General features: G+C 73.0%; 14 protein-coding genes. 11 read left to right on the top strand and 3 right to left on the bottom strand.

Features of this window, described 5'->3' with window-relative positions; translation table 11 throughout:
* Positions 1–594 (top strand): TetR/AcrR family transcriptional regulator, encoded by a 594-nt coding sequence (locus ACFXB5_RS21960; RefSeq protein WP_385210423.1) that lies wholly within the window; start codon positions 1–3, stop codon positions 592–594.
* A gap of 100 nt (positions 595–694) precedes the next feature.
* Here ACFXB5_RS21960 and ACFXB5_RS21955 read toward each other — a convergent pair whose 3' ends face one another.
* Positions 695–1183: an Lrp/AsnC family transcriptional regulator gene (locus ACFXB5_RS21955; protein WP_137978737.1), complete on the bottom strand. Its 489-nt coding sequence runs from the start codon at positions 1181–1183 to the stop codon at positions 695–697.
* A 182-nt stretch (positions 1184–1365) separates the two neighbouring features.
* On the opposite strand from ACFXB5_RS21955, the gene pdhA reads away from it, so the two are divergent.
* The 9 genes from pdhA to ACFXB5_RS21910 all read left to right on the top strand — a co-directional run bounded on the left by pdhA (position 1366) and on the right by ACFXB5_RS21910 (position 11289).
* On the top strand, positions 1366–2508 hold the full coding sequence (gene pdhA / locus ACFXB5_RS21950) for a pyruvate dehydrogenase (acetyl-transferring) E1 component subunit alpha (RefSeq protein WP_385210420.1): 1143 nt from the start codon (positions 1366–1368) through the stop codon (positions 2506–2508).
* Positions 2508–3557, top strand: coding sequence for an alpha-ketoacid dehydrogenase subunit beta (locus ACFXB5_RS21945; RefSeq protein WP_385210417.1), 1050 nt, complete (start codon positions 2508–2510; stop codon positions 3555–3557). The genes pdhA and ACFXB5_RS21945 overlap by 1 nt, the downstream gene beginning before the upstream one ends.
* Positions 3557–4957, top strand: coding sequence for a dihydrolipoamide acetyltransferase family protein (locus tag ACFXB5_RS21940; protein WP_385210415.1), 1401 nt, complete (start codon positions 3557–3559; stop codon positions 4955–4957). Before ACFXB5_RS21945 ends, ACFXB5_RS21940 begins: the two co-directional genes overlap by 1 nt.
* Before the next feature lie 29 nt (positions 4958–4986).
* The gene (locus tag ACFXB5_RS21935; protein ID WP_385210413.1) at positions 4987–5814 is read left to right on the top strand and encodes an NTP transferase domain-containing protein; all 828 of its coding nucleotides are present in this window, start codon (positions 4987–4989) and stop codon (positions 5812–5814) included.
* A 218-nt stretch (positions 5815–6032) separates the two neighbouring features.
* Positions 6033–7817, top strand: coding sequence for a molybdopterin molybdotransferase MoeA (locus ACFXB5_RS21930; RefSeq protein WP_385210491.1), 1785 nt, complete (start codon positions 6033–6035; stop codon positions 7815–7817).
* Positions 7814–8869, top strand: coding sequence for a potassium channel family protein (locus tag ACFXB5_RS21925; RefSeq protein WP_385210411.1), 1056 nt, complete (start codon positions 7814–7816; stop codon positions 8867–8869). Before ACFXB5_RS21930 ends, ACFXB5_RS21925 begins: the two co-directional genes overlap by 4 nt.
* A gap of 10 nt (positions 8870–8879) precedes the next feature.
* Complete coding sequence (locus ACFXB5_RS21920) at positions 8880–9857, top strand: NAD(P)H-quinone oxidoreductase (RefSeq protein WP_385210410.1); 978 nt, start codon at positions 8880–8882, stop codon at positions 9855–9857.
* A gap of 283 nt (positions 9858–10140) precedes the next feature.
* Complete coding sequence (locus ACFXB5_RS21915; protein ID WP_385210408.1) at positions 10141–10611, top strand: hypothetical protein; 471 nt, start codon at positions 10141–10143, stop codon at positions 10609–10611.
* Between the two features lie 108 nt (positions 10612–10719).
* A complete protein-coding gene (locus ACFXB5_RS21910; RefSeq protein ID WP_385210407.1) occupies positions 10720–11289 on the top strand; it encodes a bacterial proteasome activator family protein in 570 nt (189 codons plus the stop codon).
* Between the two features lie 312 nt (positions 11290–11601).
* On the opposite strand, the gene ACFXB5_RS21905 is transcribed toward ACFXB5_RS21910, so the two are convergent.
* Positions 11602–13260 carry a protein kinase gene (locus ACFXB5_RS21905; protein ID WP_385210405.1) on the bottom strand — a complete coding sequence of 553 codons (1659 nt, stop codon included), beginning with the start codon at positions 13258–13260 and terminating at the stop codon, positions 11602–11604.
* Between the two features lie 312 nt (positions 13261–13572).
* Here ACFXB5_RS21905 and ACFXB5_RS21900 point away from each other — a divergent pair, with 312 nt between their 5' ends.
* Positions 13573–15156, top strand: a complete 1584-nt coding sequence (locus ACFXB5_RS21900) for a protein kinase (RefSeq protein ID WP_385210403.1) — start codon at positions 13573–13575, stop codon at positions 15154–15156.
* Positions 15157–15228: 72 nt separating this feature from the next.
* Here the strand turns inward: ACFXB5_RS21900 and ACFXB5_RS21895 are convergent, their stop codons facing one another.
* Positions 15229–16269: a phosphotransferase gene (locus tag ACFXB5_RS21895; RefSeq protein WP_385210401.1), complete on the bottom strand. Its 1041-nt coding sequence runs from the start codon at positions 16267–16269 to the stop codon at positions 15229–15231.
* Positions 16270–16502 lie beyond the last annotated feature (233 nt).

The raw sequence follows: 16502 nt of genomic DNA, 5'->3' as shown, positions 1-16502 counted from the left end.
ATGACCATGGCCAAGCGCGACACCTACACGCCCGAATCGCTGCTCGCGGTCGCCGTGGAGGTGTTCAACGAGCGCGGCTACGACGGCACCTCCATGGAGCACCTGTCCCGGGCCGCCGGGATCTCCAAGTCCTCCATCTACCACCATGTGAAGGGCAAGGAGGAGCTGCTCAGACTGGCCATAAGCCGTGCCCTGGACGGGCTGTTCGGCATCCTGCAAGAGCCCGCCGCACGCGAGGGACAGGCGATCGAGCGGCTGGAGCACGTGGCCCGGCGCACCGCCGAGGTGCTGATGGAGGAGCTGCCCTACGTCACGCTGCTGCTGCGCGTCCGGGGCAACACGGACACCGAGCGGTGGGCCATGGAGCGGCGCCGGGAGTTCGACCACCAGGTGGCCGAGCTGCTCAAGCGGGCGGCGGCCGACGGCGACCTGCGGTCGGACGTGGATGCCCGGCTGGCGACCCGGCTGCTCTTCGGCATGATCAACTCCATTGTGGAGTGGTACCGGCCGGGCCGCGGCGGGGCCGCTACCTCCCATGAGGTGGCCGAGGCCGTGATCCGTACGGCCTTCGCGGGCCTGCGCACCCAGACCTGACGCGCGACGCCCGCATCCAGACCTGACGCGCGGCGCCCGCGGGGTGGTACGCCCGCCCCCGGACGTGACGCGCGGCGCCCGCGCCCGGCCCTGGCCCCCGCTACGGCTCCGAGTCCAGGTCCGTCTCCTCGAAGACCAGCAGCGTCCGGGTGCTCAGCACCTCCGGTATGGCCTGGATCCGGGTGAGGACCAGCTCGCGCAGTGAGCGGTTGTCCTCGGTGTGCACCAGCAGCAGCACATCGAAATCCCCGCTGACCAGGGCGATGTGAGTGGCCCCGGGGAGCTGCCGGAGCTGTTCGCGCACGGTGCGCCAGGAGTTCTGGACGATCTTCAGAGTGATGTACGCGGACGCGCCCTGCCCGGCCCGCTCCTGGTCCACCCGGGCGCTGAAGCCGCGGATCACTCCGTCGTCGATCAGGCGGTTGATCCGGGCGTAGGCGTTGGCGCGGGAGACATGCACCTGCTCGGCCACGGAGCGTATGGAGGCGCGGCCGTCCATTTGGAGCAGACGCAGGATGTCGCGGTCGATGGCGTCCAGCGGGCGTGCCGGGGGTTTGCCGTCCGGATTGGCCATCTGTTCGCCCGGCATATCGTCCCGCCTCCCCTTCATGGACGTCCTGTCTTCATCACAGGGGGAGCAGAACCGTTTGTCCACAGGCTTGGGTCGCCTGTAGCCAAAATGCGTCAACGACCGAACAATCGGTAGGGGAGGGCGATGCCGCCCGGCACGCCCCGCCCTCCCGCCGTACGCCACGCCCAGGAGGTCGCGTCATGACGGTCCTTGAGCAGCCCGGTGCCTACCGGCCCACTCCCCCGCCCGGCTGGCAGCCCCGCGTCGACGCCGCGCCGCTGCTGCCCGACGCGGAGCCGTACCGCCTGCTGGGCGCCGCCGCTGCCGCCGACATCTCCCCCGATCTGCTGACCCGGCTCCACCGCGAGCTGGTGCGCGGCCGCCGGTACAACACGCAGGCCACCGCCCTCACCCGGCAGGGCCGGCTGGCCGTCTACCCCTCCTCCACCGGGCAGGAGGCCTGCCAGGTCGCGGCCGGGCTGGTGCTGGAGGACCGCGACTGGCTCTTCCCCAGCTACCGCGACACCCTGGCCGCCGTCGTCCGCGGCCTCGACCCCGTCGACGCCCTGACCCTGCTGCGCGGCGACTGGCACTCCGGGTACGACCCCCACGCCCACCGCGTCGCCCCGCTGTGCACCCCGCTGGCCACCCAGCTGCCGCACGCCGTCGGTCTCGCCCACGCCGCCCGCCTCAAGGGCGACGATGTGGTGGCCCTCGCCCTGGTCGGCGACGGCGGCACCAGCGAGGGCGACTTCCACGAGGCCCTCAACTTCGCGGCCGTCTGGCACGCCCCGGTCGTCTTCCTCGTCCAGAACAACGGCTTCGCGATCTCCGTCCCGCTCGCCAAGCAGACCGCCGCGCCCTCCCTCGCCCACAAGGCGGTGGGATACGGGATGCCCGGCCGTCTCGTGGACGGCAATGACGCGGCCGCCGTCCACGAGGTCCTGGCGGAGGCGGTGCGCCGGGCCCGCGGCGGAGGCGGCCCCACCCTGGTCGAGGCGGTCACCTATCGCATCGAGGCGCACACCAACGCCGACGACGCCACCCGCTACCGCCCCGACTCCGAGGTCGAGGCATGGCGCGCCCACGACCCGATAGCGCTCCTGGAGGAGGCCATGCGGGACCGCCATCTGCTGGACGACGAGGGGGTCCGGTCCGCGCGGGAGTCCGCGGAGCGGCTCGCCGCCGATCTGCGGACGCGGATGCACCAGGACCCGGTCCTGGACCCCATGGCGCTCTTCGAGCATGTCTACGCCGACCGGACCAGCCAGCTGCGCGAGCAGGCGGCCCAGCTGCGCGCCGAGCTCGACGCCGAGGCCGCGGACGCAGGGAAGGGGGAGTGATGACCACCGCCGTTGGGGCCGACACCGCCCGTAAGCCCGCCACCATGGCCCAGGCCCTCGGCCGCGCGCTGCGCGACGCCATGGCCGCCGACCCGTCCGTCCATGTCCTCGGCGAGGACGTGGGCACCCTGGGAGGCGTCTTCCGGATCACCGACGGGCTCGCCGAGGAGTTCGGCGAGAACCGCTGCACGGACACGCCGCTGGCCGAGGCGGGGATCCTCGGTACCGCCGTGGGCATGGCGATGTACGGGCTGCGGCCGGTGGTCGAGATGCAGTTCGACGCCTTCGCCTACCCGTCCTTCGAGCAGCTCATCAGCCATGTCTCGCGGATGCGCAACCGCACCCGGGGCGCGATGCCGATGCCGATCACCGTCCGAGTGCCCTACGGGGGCGGCATCGGCGGCGTCGAGCACCACAGCGACTCCTCCGAGATCTACTACATGGCCACCCCCGGCCTCCATGTCGTCGCCCCCGCGACCGTCGCCGACGCCTACGGACTGCTGCGCGCCGCCATCGCCTCCGACGACCCCGTGATCTTCCTCGAGCCCAAGCGGCTGTACTGGTCCAAGGCCGACTGGTCGGCCGACGCCCCCGAGCAGGTGCCGCCCATCGGGCGCGCGGTGGTCCGCGGGCCCGGCGGCGGCGGTCGGCGCGGCGCCACCTTGATCTCCTACGGCCCCTCCGTGCCGGTGTGCCTCGACGCGGCCGAGGCGGCCCGGGCCGAGGGCTGGGACCTGGAGGTCGTCGATCTGCGCTCGCTCGTCCCCTTCGACGACGAGACGGTGTGCGCCTCCGTGCGCCGCACCGGCCGCGCGGTCGTCGTCCATGAGTCCATGGGCTTCGGCGGGCCCGGCGGGGAGATCGCCGCCCGGGTCACCGAGCGCTGCTTCCACCATCTGGAGGCGCCCGTGCTGCGGGTCGCCGGATTCGACATCCCCTACCCGCCGCCCATGCTGGAGCGGCACCATCTGCCCGGGGTGGACCGGGTGCTGGACGCCGTCGCCCGCCTCCAGTGGGAGTCGGAGTGGACCGAGGGGAGCGCGGTCTGATGGCTGTCGTACGGGAGTTCACCCTGCCCGATCTGGGCGAGGGGCTGACCGGCGCCGAGATCGTGCGCTGGCTGGTCCAGGTCGGCGATGTGGTCGCGGTCGACCAGCCGGTGGTCGAGGTCGAGACGGCCAAGGCGATGGTGGATGTGCCCTGCCCGTACGGCGGTGTGGTGACGGCCCGTTACGGCGAGGAGGGCGCGGAGGTGCCGGTCGGGGCGCCGCTGATCACGGTCGCCGTGCCCGAGGGCTCGGACGGCGGATCCGGTCCGCCGGTCACCGAGGGCGCGATCGACGGCGCGTCGGGCAATGTGCTGGTCGGCTATGGCACGGCCGGTCCCGCCGCACGGCGCCGTCGCGTCCGGCCCTCCCCCGGGCCGCCGCGCGAGCTGCCCACGGCCCCTGGCGGACCGCTGCCGAAGACGGCGGCGGCCCCCGCCGTGCCCGTGCGCGAGACGACGGCGGCCTCCGCCAGGCCGGTGCCCGAGACCGTGACGGCCCCCGCCGGGCCCCTACCGGTGATCTCGCCCCTGGTGCGGCGGCTGGCCCGGGAGCACGATGTCGATCTGCGGCGGCTCAGGGGCTCGGGCCCCGAGGGGCTGATTCTGCGGGCGGACGTCGAACGGGCGGTCGCGGGCACGGCGCCCGCCTCCGCCGCGCCCGCGCCCGCCGCGCCCGCCCCCGCCGCGCCCGCCTCCGCGGCCCCCGCCCCGGAGGGGGAGCGGGTCCCGCTGCGAGGGGTGCGGGGCGCCGTGGCCGACAAGCTCGCGCGCAGTCGGCGCGAGATCCCCGACGCGACCTGCTGGGTGGACGCCGACGCGACCGAACTGCTCGCCGCCCGTACGGCGATGAACGCCGCGGGCGAGGCCAAGGTCTCCGTGCTCGCCCTCCTGGCCCGTATCTGCACGGCGGCCCTCGCGCGCTTCCCCGAGCTCAACGCCACGGTGGACATGGAAGGCCGGGAGATCATCCGGCTCCCCGACGTCCACCTCGGCTTCGCGGCCCAGACGGACCGGGGTCTGGTGGTCCCGGTGGTGCGCGACGCCCACACGCGGACCATAGAGGGGCTCTCCGAGGAGATCGCCCGGCTGACCGAGGCCGCGCGGACCGGGACCCTCGCCCCCGCGCAGCTCACCGGCGGCACCTTCACCCTGAACAACTACGGGGTGTTCGGGGTCGACGGCTCGACGCCGATCATCAACCACCCCGAGGCGGCGATGCTCGGGGTCGGGCGGATCGCCCCGAAGCCGTGGGTGCACCAGGGTGAGCTGGCGGTGCGCCAGGTGGTGCAGCTGTCGTTCACCTTCGACCACCGGGTGTGCGACGGGGGCACAGCCGGCGGATTCCTGCGGTTCGTGGCCGACTGCGTGGAGCGGCCCATGGTGTTGTTGCGGCGGCTGTAGCGGATGTCCGGCGGCGCCATACTCATGGGGTGACTCCAGGTGCGTATGACGCAGTGATCCTGGCCGGGGGCGCCGCTCGGCGGCTCGGTGGGGTGGACAAGCCTGCGCTGCGGGTGGGCGGACGAGCCCTGCTCGACCGGGTGCTGGACGCATGCCGCGGCGCCGGGCGGACCGTCGTCGTCGGCCCGCGCAGGCCCACGGCGCGGCCGGTGCGGTGGGCCCGGGAGGAGCCCCCCGGCGGCGGCCCGGTCGCGGCCGTCGACGCGGGCATCCGGCAGACCACGGCTCCGGTCGTCCTCGTCCTCTCCGCCGATCTGCCCTTCCTCACCCACGAGACCGTCGAGACCCTCCTCACCGGTCTCCAGGGCGCCGAAGGGGCCGTGCTCATCGACCCCGACGGCCGGGAGCAGCCCCTTGTCGCCGCCTACCGCGCCGAGCCGCTGCGCCGCGAGATCGCCCTCCTCGCCACCGAACACCGCGGCCTCGGCGGGCTGCCCCTCCGCCTCCTCGTCTCCGAGCTGGCCCTGGCCCGCCTCCAGCACCCCACCGCGTCGTTCGACTGCGACACCTGGGAAGACATCACCACGGCTCGAGCACGCATCAGGGAGCATGGACACGTGTTGGACGAATGGATTGCCGCAGTCAAGGCCGAGCTCGGGATCGACCTGGATGTCGACACCGCGGCCCTACTCGATCTGGCCCGTGACGCCGCACATGGCGTCGCCCGGCCCGCCGCCCCCCTGACCACCTTTCTCGTCGGCTACGCCGCGGCCCAGAAGGGCGGCGGCCCCGAGGCGCTGGCCGCCGCCACCGAGAAGGCCGCGGCGCTGGCGGCGCGTTGGGCCGAGGAGCAGTGACACCTCGCCAACCCCGGGACGGGGACCCGCTCGACCGCGAGGTCGACGAGGCGCTGGCGCTCGCCAATGAATCGCCGCCGCAGGGCCCGGAGCCGCCCGGAACGGAATCGGAGGAGGACTGGGCCGACGCCGCCCTCAGCCTGGCCAATGGCCGCCCGGGCCAGCCCACCCGGGAGCGAAGCCCCGGCGAGACCGACGGCATCGGCAACGTGGGCGACATGGGCGACATCGACCGTATTGGCAACACGGGCGACATCGCCGACACCGGCGACCCGATCCGGACGGACTGGGTCGAGACCGCGCTCGACCTGGCGCGGGAAACGGCACGGGAAACGGCGGAGGAGCCTGCGGCGGCCCTGGATGCCCAGGGCCACGTACGCCGAAGGCCAGAGGTGTATTCGAGGAGCCGATCCTCGGGTAGTCCGACATCGGAGGCCACTGGCGCCAAAGGCACGCGGTCCAGGGCCCCCGTCCATCAGGCCCCGGCCCCGCACCCGAAACGCGCCCCCGGCGCACCGACGCCCCACCCGCATCCCTCCATGAACCCACCGCACCGCAGCCCCGTCTCCTGGCCCGACGCCCGCGCCATCGCCGCCCGCGCCGCCGTCAAGGAGGCCGTCCACGCGGCCCCGGTGATGCGGCCGCTGTTCGAGGCGCTCGGCCAGGTGCTGGCCGCGCCGCTCGCCGCGCTCACCGATCTGCCGCCCTTCGACACCTCCGCCATGGACGGCTGGGCGCTCTCGGGCCCCGGCCCCTGGCGGCTGCCAACCGGCACAAAGGACCAGGACCACCAGGGCATCCTCGCCGGACACGGCGAGACGGCCCCCCTCCCCGACGGCCACGCGGTCCGCATCGCCACCGGCGCCCGCGTCCCGCCCGGCGCCACCGCCGTACTGCGCAGCGAGTACGGCACCGACGCGGGCGACGGCTGGCTGCACGCGTCCGCCGCCCACCCCGTCGTCCTCGGCCAGGACATCCGCACCCGTGGCCAGGAGTGCCGCAGCGGCGATCAGCTGCTCCCCGCCGGGACCCTGGTCACCCCCGCCGTCCTGGGTCTGGCCGCCGCGGCCGGGTATGACGAGCTGCCGACGGTGCGCAGGCCGCGCGTCGAGGTGCTGGTCCTCGGCGACGAGCTGCTCACCGAGGGACTGCCGCACGACGGCCGGATCCGGGACGCGCTGGGGCCGATGGTCGGGCCATGGCTGCGGGCGCTCGGCGCCGAGGTCTTGGGCACCCGGCGGCTGGCCGACGAGGCGGACGTGGTGTACGCGGCGGTGGCCGAGTCCTCCGCCGATGTCGTCGTGACGACCGGGGGCACGGCCGCGGGCCCCGTGGACCATGTCCACCCCACCCTGCGCCGCCTGGGCGCCGAACTGCTGGTGGACGGGGTGGCGGTGCGCCCCGGTCACCCGATGCTGCTGGCCCGCCTCGCCCGCGCGAACCGCGAAAACTCCGGAAACCGCGAGAACCCCGGAAACCGCGAGAACCCCGGAAACCGCGAGAACCCCGGAAACCGCGAAAGCACCGAAGCACCCAAAACCGCCGAACCCCCCGCAACCCCCGAACGTCCGTCCCGCCCGGCTCGGCATCTGGTGGGGCTCCCGGGCAATCCGCTCGCGGCGGTGTCCGGTCTGCTGACCCTCGCCGAGCCGTTGCTGCGGACGCTGACCGGCCGCCCGGCCCCCGACCCCGGCCCGGCCCCGCTGGCCGAGGCCGTGCAGGGGCATCCGCGGGACACCCGGCTGGTCCCGGTGACCTTCCGGCAGGACGCGGCCGTGCCGCTGCGCTTCAACGGCCCGGCGATGCTGCGCGGCATCGCGGTGGCCGACGGCCTCGCCGTGATCCCGCCCGGCGGGGCGAAGCGCGGCACGGAGGTCGACGTACTGGATCTCCCGTGGTCGGCGAGCGCGACAGAGCAACCGAGCCACGCGGACCAGGCACGCCAACGCACGGCCCAGGCGGCCGATGGCGAGGACATATCCCCCCAGGAGGGCCCGGCGTGAAGCTGCCCAGCCATGACGCGGCCGCCCGCACCCCCGGGGACGGCGGCCACCGCGTCCATCTGCCCCACTTCCCCGCGGGCCCGCTGCGCCAGGTCGGCCGTCGGCTGCTGCTGGCGCTGCTGGTGCTGGTGCTGACGGTGGCCATCGTGTACGTCGACCGCGCGGGTTACCACGACAACGCCGACGACCAGGTCGACTTCCTCGACTCCGTCTACTACTCGACCGTCACGCTGTCCACGACCGGTTACGGCGACATCGTGCCGTACAGCGACAGCGCGCGGCTCAGTAACATCCTGCTGGTCACGCCGCTGCGCGTGCTCTTTCTGATCATCCTGGTCGGCACCACCCTGGAAGTCCTGGCCGAACGCACCCGCGAGCAGTACCGACTGAACCGCTGGAGGTCAGCGTTGCGTGATCACACCGTCGTAGTGGGCTTCGGTACGAAGGGGCGGTCCGCGGTGCAGACCCTTTGCGCGACGGGGCTGCCCAAGAACCGGGTGGTCGTGGTCGACCCCAACCACAAGGTGATCGAGGCGGCCAACGCGGAGGGGTTCGCGGGGGTGGTCGGCGACGCGACCCGCAGCGATGTGCTGTTGCGGGCGGAGGCGCAGCGCGCCCGCCAGTTCGTGATCGCCACCCAGCGCGATGACACCGCCGTCCTGGTCACGCTGACGGCCCGGCAGCTCAACCGGGGCGCCAACATCGTGGCGGCGGTGCGCGAGGAGGAGAACGCGCCGCTGCTGCGCCAGTCCGGGGCCGACGCGGTGATCACCAGCGCCAGCGCGGCGGGCCGCCTGCTGGGCATGAGCGTGCAGAGCCCGACGGCCGGTGCGGTGATCGAGGATCTGATTCAGCAGGGCACCGGCCTGGACCTGGTGGAGCGCACGGTGGTGAAGGCCGAGGTGGGCAAGTCGGTGCGGGACACGGAGGACCTCGTGGTGTCCGTGCTGCGCGGTCATCGCCTCCTCGCGTACGACGACCCCGACGCCAGCCCGCTGCAGGCGGCCGACCGCTTGATCACGATCGTTCGCGCGCCGATGGTCCAGGAGTAGCCTCGCGCCCATGCATGCGATCACGATTCCCGAACCCGGTGGCCCCGAAGCCCTGGTATGGGCGGAGGTCCCCGATCCCGTGCCCGGTGAGGGCGAGGTCCTGGTCGACGTGGCGGCCGCCGGTGTCAACCGCGCGGATGTGCTCCAGCGCCAGGGCCACTACCCGCCGCCGCCCGGAGCCTCGCCCTACGCCGGTCTGGAGTGCTCGGGCCGGATCTCGGCGCTCGGCCCCGGCGTCACCGGCTGGGCGGTGGGCGACGAGGTGTGCGCCCTGCTCGCGGGCGGTGGATACGCCGAGAAGGTGGCGGTTCCGTCGGGGCAGCTGCTGCCCCTTCCCGAGGGCGTGGACCTGGTCACGGCCGCGGCGCTGCCCGAAGTGACCGCCACCGTATGGTCCAACGTCTTCATGATCTCCCATCTCCGGCCGGGCGAGACGCTGTTGGCGCACGGCGGATCGAGCGGCATCGGCACCATGGCGATCCAGCTCGCGAAGGCGGTCGGGGCGCGGGTGGCGGTGACCGCGGGCGGTCCGGAGAAGCTGGCCGCCTGCCAGGAGCTGGGCGCCGACATCCTGATCGACTACCGCGAGCAGGACTTCGTCGAGGAGATCCGCCGGGCCACCGACGGCGCGGGCGCGGACGTCATCCTGGACATCGTCGGCGCGAAGTACCTCGCCCGGAATCTGGAGTCGCTCGCCCTCAACGGACGGCTGGCGATCATCGGGCTCCAGGGCGGTGTGAAGGCCGAGCTGAACCTGGCCACCCTGCTGTCCAAGAGCGCCGCCGTGACGGCCACCGGGCTGCGGGGCCGCTCGCTGGCGCAGAAGTCGGCGATCATCGCGGCGGTACGGGAGCATGTCTGGCCGCTGATCGGCGGCGGCCGGGTCCGCCCGATCGTCGACAGCACCGTCCCGATGCGGGAGGCCCCGGAGGCCCACCGGCTGCTGGAGTCCAGCACGCATGTGGGCAAGATCCTGCTGACGACCTGAGGGCCGCGGGTCCGTACGGCGGCGCCGCCGCGATCCTTACGGCGCCGCCACGGCCCTTACGGCGCCCCCACGGCCCTTACGCGCCCCCACGGCCCTTACGGCGCCGCCACGGCCCTTACGGCGCCGCCACGGCCCTTACGGCGCCGCCACGGCCCTTACGGCGGGCGCCGCGGTCCTTACGGTCGTACCGGAGTCCGTACGGCGGCGTTCAGAATGCCCGGTCCCTACCCTCATGTGATGCTGATCCCGTTACGCAACGGTTCGGCACGGGAGGGTGACCACCGTGAACCCTGCGACGCTTCGCACACTCCCCGCTGCGGCCCTGCTGGCGGGCACCGCCCTGGCCGCGGCCCCCGCCGCGTCCGCCGCCCTCGCCGCCTCCGCCCCCGCCGACGACGGCGGCGGGCTGGCGGGCACGCGCGCGGGCGAGGGCCGTGCGCACCCCGGCCGCACCGGGACGCCGACCCCCTCGTCGCCGGACGGGGACCCCTCGGCCGACACGGGGGACGACGAGGGCACCGGGCGGTTCTCGGTGGTGCCCGAGTGGACGCCGTCCTCCCTCCCCGTCCCGCAGCGGCCGGACCGGCACCAGGCGCGCGAATCGCTCCCGTCCGGACAGCCTTACGGCGCTCGGCGGACCGCCGCCGAGCCCAGCGGGCGGGCGATGCGGGTGCTGCCGCTGGGCACCGGTCTCGCGCTCACTGGCCTCGGCCTCGGCCTGGCGTTCTTCGGCCTGCGACTGCGCCGCCGCTGATCACCGCGACCGCTCTGATGGCCGCCGCTGACGGCCGTCGCCGGTGATCGCCGCCGAAACCTCGACCCTCGCCCGTCGTACCGGGTGCCGGTGCGGAACAATAGGGGTATGAACCAGCCGATGAACGAACGAGCGCAGGAGAGCCCGCACGTCCTGGTCGTCGGTCCGGACGGCATGACACTCGGCGGCGTCGCTCCTGCTTCTGGCGAGGGCAGTGGTGACGACGAGTCGCGCGAGGTTCCCGTGACGGACATGGTCGAACAGCCGGCGAAGGTCATGCGGATCGGCAGCATGATCAAGCAGCTTCTGGAGGAGGTCCGTGCCGCACCTCTCGACGAGGCCAGCCGGGTCCGGCTCAAGGAGATCCACTCCAGCTCGGTGAAGGAGCTGGAGGACGGGCTGGCCCCCGAGCTGATCGGGGAGCTGGAGCGGCTGTCGCTGCCCTTCACGGACGATGCGGTGCCCACTGAGGCGGAACTGCGCATCGCCCAGGCTCAGTTGGTCGGCTGGCTGGAGGGGCTGTTCCACGGCATCCAGACCACCCTGTTCGCCCAGCAGATGGCGGCGCGCGCCCAGCTGGAGCAGATGCGCCGGGCGCTGCCGCCGGGGATCGGCGGGGGCGAGGAGGACGAGGACTTGCCCAAGCAGGGCGGCGCCCGCTCGGGGCCGTACCTCTGAGCCGTTGAGCCGTTGAGCCGTTGAGCCGCTCCCCGAGCCATGCGCCGGACCCGCCCCGGACACAACGACCGGACACGCACCGGACACAACAAAACGACGCCGCGGGCCTCACCAATCCGAGGGGGCCCCGGGGGGCGCGGGGCGGCGGGGGGGGGAGGGGGGGCCGGCACACCCCCCGGCCCTGGCGCGGCCCCCGCCCCGGACACAACTACGGGACACGCCCCGCACACACAAAACCCCGGGGGGGGGCCTCACCTTCCGATGAGGCCCGCGGCGTCGTCGTGCCGGAGGCGGAGCGAGCGGGAGCCGCCCCTACCCCGGGTTGCCGGTGGAGACGGTCAGCTCGATGGTGTCCGTCTTGGGGTTGTACGGCTCGTAGTTCCGGTACGTGTAATTGAGGACGGTGCCCTTGCCCCACAGATTCTCGTCCTGGGGCACCACGCGGTACTTCCAGCCCGCCGCGCGGATGCACTTCTTCACCGAGTCGATGTAGAGGTTCTGGAAGTCGGGCACCGAATACGTGCCCTTCTCGTCAGTGTCCTCGTACGCGTCGGTGCACTTCTTCGCCTCGATGGTCTTGGTCTTGTCGCCCATGCGGAAGCCCGCGGCGTTGTCGGAGGCCGTCGGCGACGCCGACTTGGCGCGGCCGCCCTTCTTGCTCTGGTCCTTGGAGCCGCCGTCGCTTTGGAGCGCGATGACCAGGATCACGGCGATGACCGCGATCGCCGCGACGACGGCCGAGCCTATGATCACGCGCTTGTTGCCGCTGCCGCCGCCGCTCCCGGAGGGCGAGGGCGAGATGTTGTACGGCGGCGGGGTGCTGGGGCCCTGGTACGACGGCGTCGGGGTCTGATACCCCCCCTGCCCCAGCGGTGTCGTGGACGGCCCCTGGCCGACCGGGGGCGGCGGGGTGGACGGGCCGAAGGCGCCGAACTGCCCGGGGGAGTGCTGCGGCTGGTACGGCGTCTGGACGCTGCCGGGGCCGGGGGCGGGCGCCTGCTGGTCGATCGGCGGGAAGACCGCCGAGCCGACACCGGAGCCGCTGCGGGCCGGGGGGCCGCCGCTGATGATGATCGGGGAGGCGCCGGTCTGCCCGGTACGGGCGACTCGTGCGCATTCGTCGCGCATGGCCTCGGCGGTCGGGAAGCGCTCGTTCGGGTTCTTCTTCAGCGCGCGGGCGACCAGCGCGTCCACCGCCGGGGGGATGGACTGGTTGATCGAGGAGGGCGCGACCGGCTCCTCCTGGACGTGTGCGTACGCGATGGCCAGCGGCGAGTCCGCGTCGAAGGGCAGCCGGCCGGTGAGCAGCTCGAAGAGCATGATGCCGACCGAGTACAGGTCGCTGCGGGCGTCCACGCCGCGGCCCAGCGCCTGCTCGGGCGAGAGGTACTGCGGGGTGCCGACGACCATGCCGGTCTGGGTCATGGAGGTGACCCCGGACTGCATGGCGCGGGCGATGCCGAAGTCCATGACTTTGACCACATTACGCTTGGTCATCATCACGTTACCTGGCTTGATGTCGCGGTGGACCAGCCCCATCTCATGGCTGATTTCCAGCGCCGCCAGCACATCGCTGGTGATCTTCAGTGCCTTTTCGGTCGGCATCGCGCCGTATTGCCGGACATCGCCGTCCAGAACCGAGCGCAGCGGCTGACCCTCGACGTACTCCATGACGATGTACGGCATCAGGGAGCCGTCCATGGCGTCCTCGCCGGTGTCGAAGACCGAGACGATATTGGTGTGCGTGAGTTTCGCCACCGCCTGGGCCTCGCGGCGGAACCGCTCGCGGAAGGACTGCTCGCGTCCCAGCTCGGTGTGGAGCGTCTTGATGGCGACCTGGCGGTCCAGCACGGTGTCATAGGCCAGGTGGACGGAGGCCATGCCGCCCTCGCCCAGCAGGTCACGCAGCTGATATCGGCCGTTCGCCAGAGATTGGCCTTGATGCCTGCCCGATGCGCCGTACTGGCTCATTTCGTACTTCCCCCTTGGCGCACTCACTACTCTGACGCGCACGTTTCGACGCATTGATCTTGATGTTCTGGATATCGTGGCCAAGTCTGCCCCAGGCCACGGACACGTCAAGCCGCGTTGCCCGTTCCGTGACCGGATGCGTAAGAACCCGTCACGCGATTTGCATCGCTTCACCGTCAACAGGTTTGATGGCCGGTCCATCACCAACCGATATACGGCGCGAAGGCTGTAGCGTGCCTAGCGGGAACCGTACCGCCCGTGGGCGGGGCGATCTCGACCCCACCCCCACCGAGAACGAGACGGCGAGGACCGATGGCACAGACCCAGGGCGCCCAGGGGCCCTCCGAACCTGACGCCAGTGGGTCCGGAATGCCGGATATGCCCGAGGTGTGGGGTAACGGGGGGCTTGTCGGCGATGGCCGATATCGGCTTACCAGTCGACTCGGCCGCGGCGGTATGGCGGAGGTGTTCGCCGCCGAGGACCTCCGGCTCGGCCGTACGGTCGCGGTGAAGCTGCTCCGCGCCGATCTGGCCGAGGACCCGGTGTCCAAGGCCCGCTTCACCCGCGAGGCACAGTCCGTGGCCGGGCTGAACCACCACGCCGTGGTGGCCGTCTACGACTCCGGCGAGGACACGGTCGGCCAGAACACCGTGCCGTACATCGTCATGGAGCTGGTCGAGGGCCGGACCATCCGCGATCTGCTGCTCAACGCCGAGGCCCCGCCGCCGGACCAGGCGCTGATCATCGTCTCCGGGGTGCTGGAGGCGCTCGCCTACAGCCATCAGCACGGCATCGTGCACCGTGACATCAATCCCGCCAACGTGATCATCACCCACAGCGGCGCGGTCAAGGTCATGGACTTCGGCATCGCCCGCGCCCTGCACGGCGCGCAGTCCACGATGACCCAGACCGGCATGGTCATGGGCACACCGCAGTACCTCTCGCCGGAGCAGGCTCTCGGCAAGGCCGTGGACCACCGCTCCGACCTCTACGCCACCGGCTGCCTGCTCTACGAGCTGCTGGCGCTGCGCCCGCCGTTCACCGGGGAGACCCCGCTGTCGGTGGTGTACCAGCACGTCCAGGACATCCCGGTGCCCCCGTCGGAGACCTCCGGCACCGTGCCGCCGGAGCTGGACGGCCTGGTCATGCGCTCCCTCGCCAAGGACCCGGACGACCGGTTCCAGAGCGCCGAGGAGATGCGCGGACTGGTCCAGTACGCGCTCCAGATGCTCCACGAGGCCGGCGGCCACACCGGCATGTGGAACACCGGCCCGGTCACCCAGCACCTGGGCGCCGCCACCCCCGCCATGGGCATGCCCGGCGTCGGGGCCACCACCGCGCTGCCGCACCCGGGCCACGGCGAGACCTCCCAGCAGCCGATCGTCACCGGCCCCGGTGGCGGGGGCGGCGGCTACCACGGCGGTTCCGGCCGCCGTAAGGGCCGCGGCAGGATGTGGCTGATCGCGGTGCTCGCGGTGATCGCGGTCGCGGCGGGGGTCGCCTTCGCCCTCCAGGCCGGCGACAAGGACGGCGGGAAGCAGCCGGGCAAGCACCAGACGTCGGCCCCCCAGAAGAAGACGGAGAAGCCGACCGACAAGCCGAGCCACACCTCGAACGACGAGACGGCCCCGAGCGACGGCGAGGCCACCTCTGGGGACACGGGCGGCGACTACACCCCGACCGCGGACCCGACGCCGACGTACCAGGACGAGCCCACGGACGGGCCGACGGACTCGCAGACGGACCCCGGCACCGGCGAGCCGACGGGCGAGGAGACCACCCCGGGCGGCGGCCAGGAGAGCACCACGCCGACGGGCCCGGAGACGGACCCGGGCACCGGCGAGCCCACCGGTGGCACGGCGGGTGCCACGGACGGTGGGGCCGGCACCCCCTGACGGCCGGGGGCGCCCCACGGCGCCCCCGTCATCCGCGGAAGGCGGCCCCAACACCCGCAGAAGGCGCCCCCGTCACCCGCAGAAGGCGTCGCGGACCGCGTCGTACTCCCGGGTCCACCACACCACCAGTGCGGCGGCCGCCGGGAACTGCGGATCGGCGCGCCGGTCCCCGCGCTGGTAGCGCCAGCGCAGCATCCAGAAGTCGTTGAGTCGCTCCCACCACACCCGGTGCACGGCCGCGGCCATCTCGGAGGTCCCGGCCCCCGCCGCGCAGCGGTACGCCCGCGCGTAGGACCGCACCTTGGTGAGCTCCAGGGTGCCGTCGGGCCGTACGAAGAAGATCGCGGCGGCCCGGACCGCCTCCTCGGCGCGCGGCTGCACCCCGAGCCGGTCCCAGTCGACGATGGCGGCCGGTTCCGTGTCGCGGTAGAGCAGGTTCAGCGGGTGGAAGTCGCCGTGCACCCAGCCGGCGACCGGGACGGCGTCCGCCTCCGGGCGGCGGTGGGCGTGCCGCTCCACCAGCGTCCGCCGCTCGACCAGCCGGTGCTCGGCGAGCTCGTCGAAGCTGTCGCGGTTCCGGCGCCCCCGGATCAGCGTGAGCAGCTCGTCGATGACGGCGAAGGTGTCCTCGGGGTCGGCGGCGGCCTCCACGGGCGGCCTGCGGTCGCCCGTACGGGCCCGCATGACGCGCTCCAGACAGGTGTGGACGAGCCCGAGCAGCCCGCCCAGCCGCCAGCACTGCGGGGCGGTCAGCTCACCGCCGTCGCGGTGCCGCCCGTCGATCCAGGGGTGTAACGCGTAGCAGCGTCCGCCGATGACGGCGACCGTACGGCCGTCGGCGTCGGGAACCGGCGGGGCGACGGGCACCCCCAGCGCCTCCAGCCGCTGGGTGACGCGGTGCTGGCGGGCGATGGCGGTGCGGTCGCCGTCGAGGTGGTGTTTGAGGAAGAACCGGCCGCGGGTGGTGGCGAGGCGGTAGCCCCGGTTGAGCAGCCCCTGGGTGAGCGGTTCGCAGGAGACGGCCTCACCGGCGGTGTCATAGCGGCGGAGCAGGGCGCTCAGGGTTTCCCCGTCGGGAGCGGCCTCGGCGGAGTGTACATGTGAGCGCGGCACCTGCCAGATGTTAGATCACCGGACATCACCGCCACGGCCCGCGAGGACGACGCACGGGCCCCCGGGGCACGGCCGGTTGACCGGGACGGGGCTGATGCGTCTCGGGCCGCGTCGCCCACCCGGGGCTGGAGGGCGTCCGACGGGTCTTGGTGCCTGCGGCGGGCTGTTTTGGAACCACCCCCCCACGACAAACAAAGGGTCGCGGCCCACCCACCCCAGGTTCTGGGTGCGCT

Origin of the sequence: Streptomyces sp. NPDC059455, assembly GCF_042750115.1 — a bacterium.
GTDB classification, from domain to species: Bacteria; Actinomycetota; Actinomycetes; order Streptomycetales; family Streptomycetaceae; genus Streptomyces; species Streptomyces endocoffeicus.
This window is presented reverse-complemented; position numbering and strand designations above follow the sequence as displayed.

What these genes read in the sequence shown, in the direction of transcription:
- ACFXB5_RS21955 (WP_137978737.1), bottom strand. Translation starts at nt 1,183, where the DNA reads ATGCCGGGCGAACAGATGGCCAATCCGGACGGCAAACCCCCGGCACGC.
- ACFXB5_RS21900 (WP_385210403.1), top strand. Translation starts at nt 13,573, where the DNA reads ATGGCACAGACCCAGGGCGCCCAGGGGCCCTCCGAACCTGACGCCAGT.
- pdhA (WP_385210420.1), top strand. Translation starts at nt 1,366, where the DNA reads ATGACGGTCCTTGAGCAGCCCGGTGCCTACCGGCCCACTCCCCCGCCC.
- ACFXB5_RS21930 (WP_385210491.1), top strand. Translation starts at nt 6,033, where the DNA reads ATGGGCGACATCGACCGTATTGGCAACACGGGCGACATCGCCGACACC.
- ACFXB5_RS21945 (WP_385210417.1), top strand. Translation starts at nt 2,508, where the DNA reads ATGACCACCGCCGTTGGGGCCGACACCGCCCGTAAGCCCGCCACCATG.
- ACFXB5_RS21960 (WP_385210423.1), top strand. Translation starts at nt 1, where the DNA reads ATGACCATGGCCAAGCGCGACACCTACACGCCCGAATCGCTGCTCGCG.
- ACFXB5_RS21905 (WP_385210405.1), bottom strand. Translation starts at nt 13,260, where the DNA reads ATGAGCCAGTACGGCGCATCGGGCAGGCATCAAGGCCAATCTCTGGCG.
- ACFXB5_RS21910 (WP_385210407.1), top strand. Translation starts at nt 10,720, where the DNA reads ATGAACCAGCCGATGAACGAACGAGCGCAGGAGAGCCCGCACGTCCTG.
- ACFXB5_RS21940 (WP_385210415.1), top strand. Translation starts at nt 3,557, where the DNA reads ATGGCTGTCGTACGGGAGTTCACCCTGCCCGATCTGGGCGAGGGGCTG.
- ACFXB5_RS21920 (WP_385210410.1), top strand. Translation starts at nt 8,880, where the DNA reads ATGCATGCGATCACGATTCCCGAACCCGGTGGCCCCGAAGCCCTGGTA.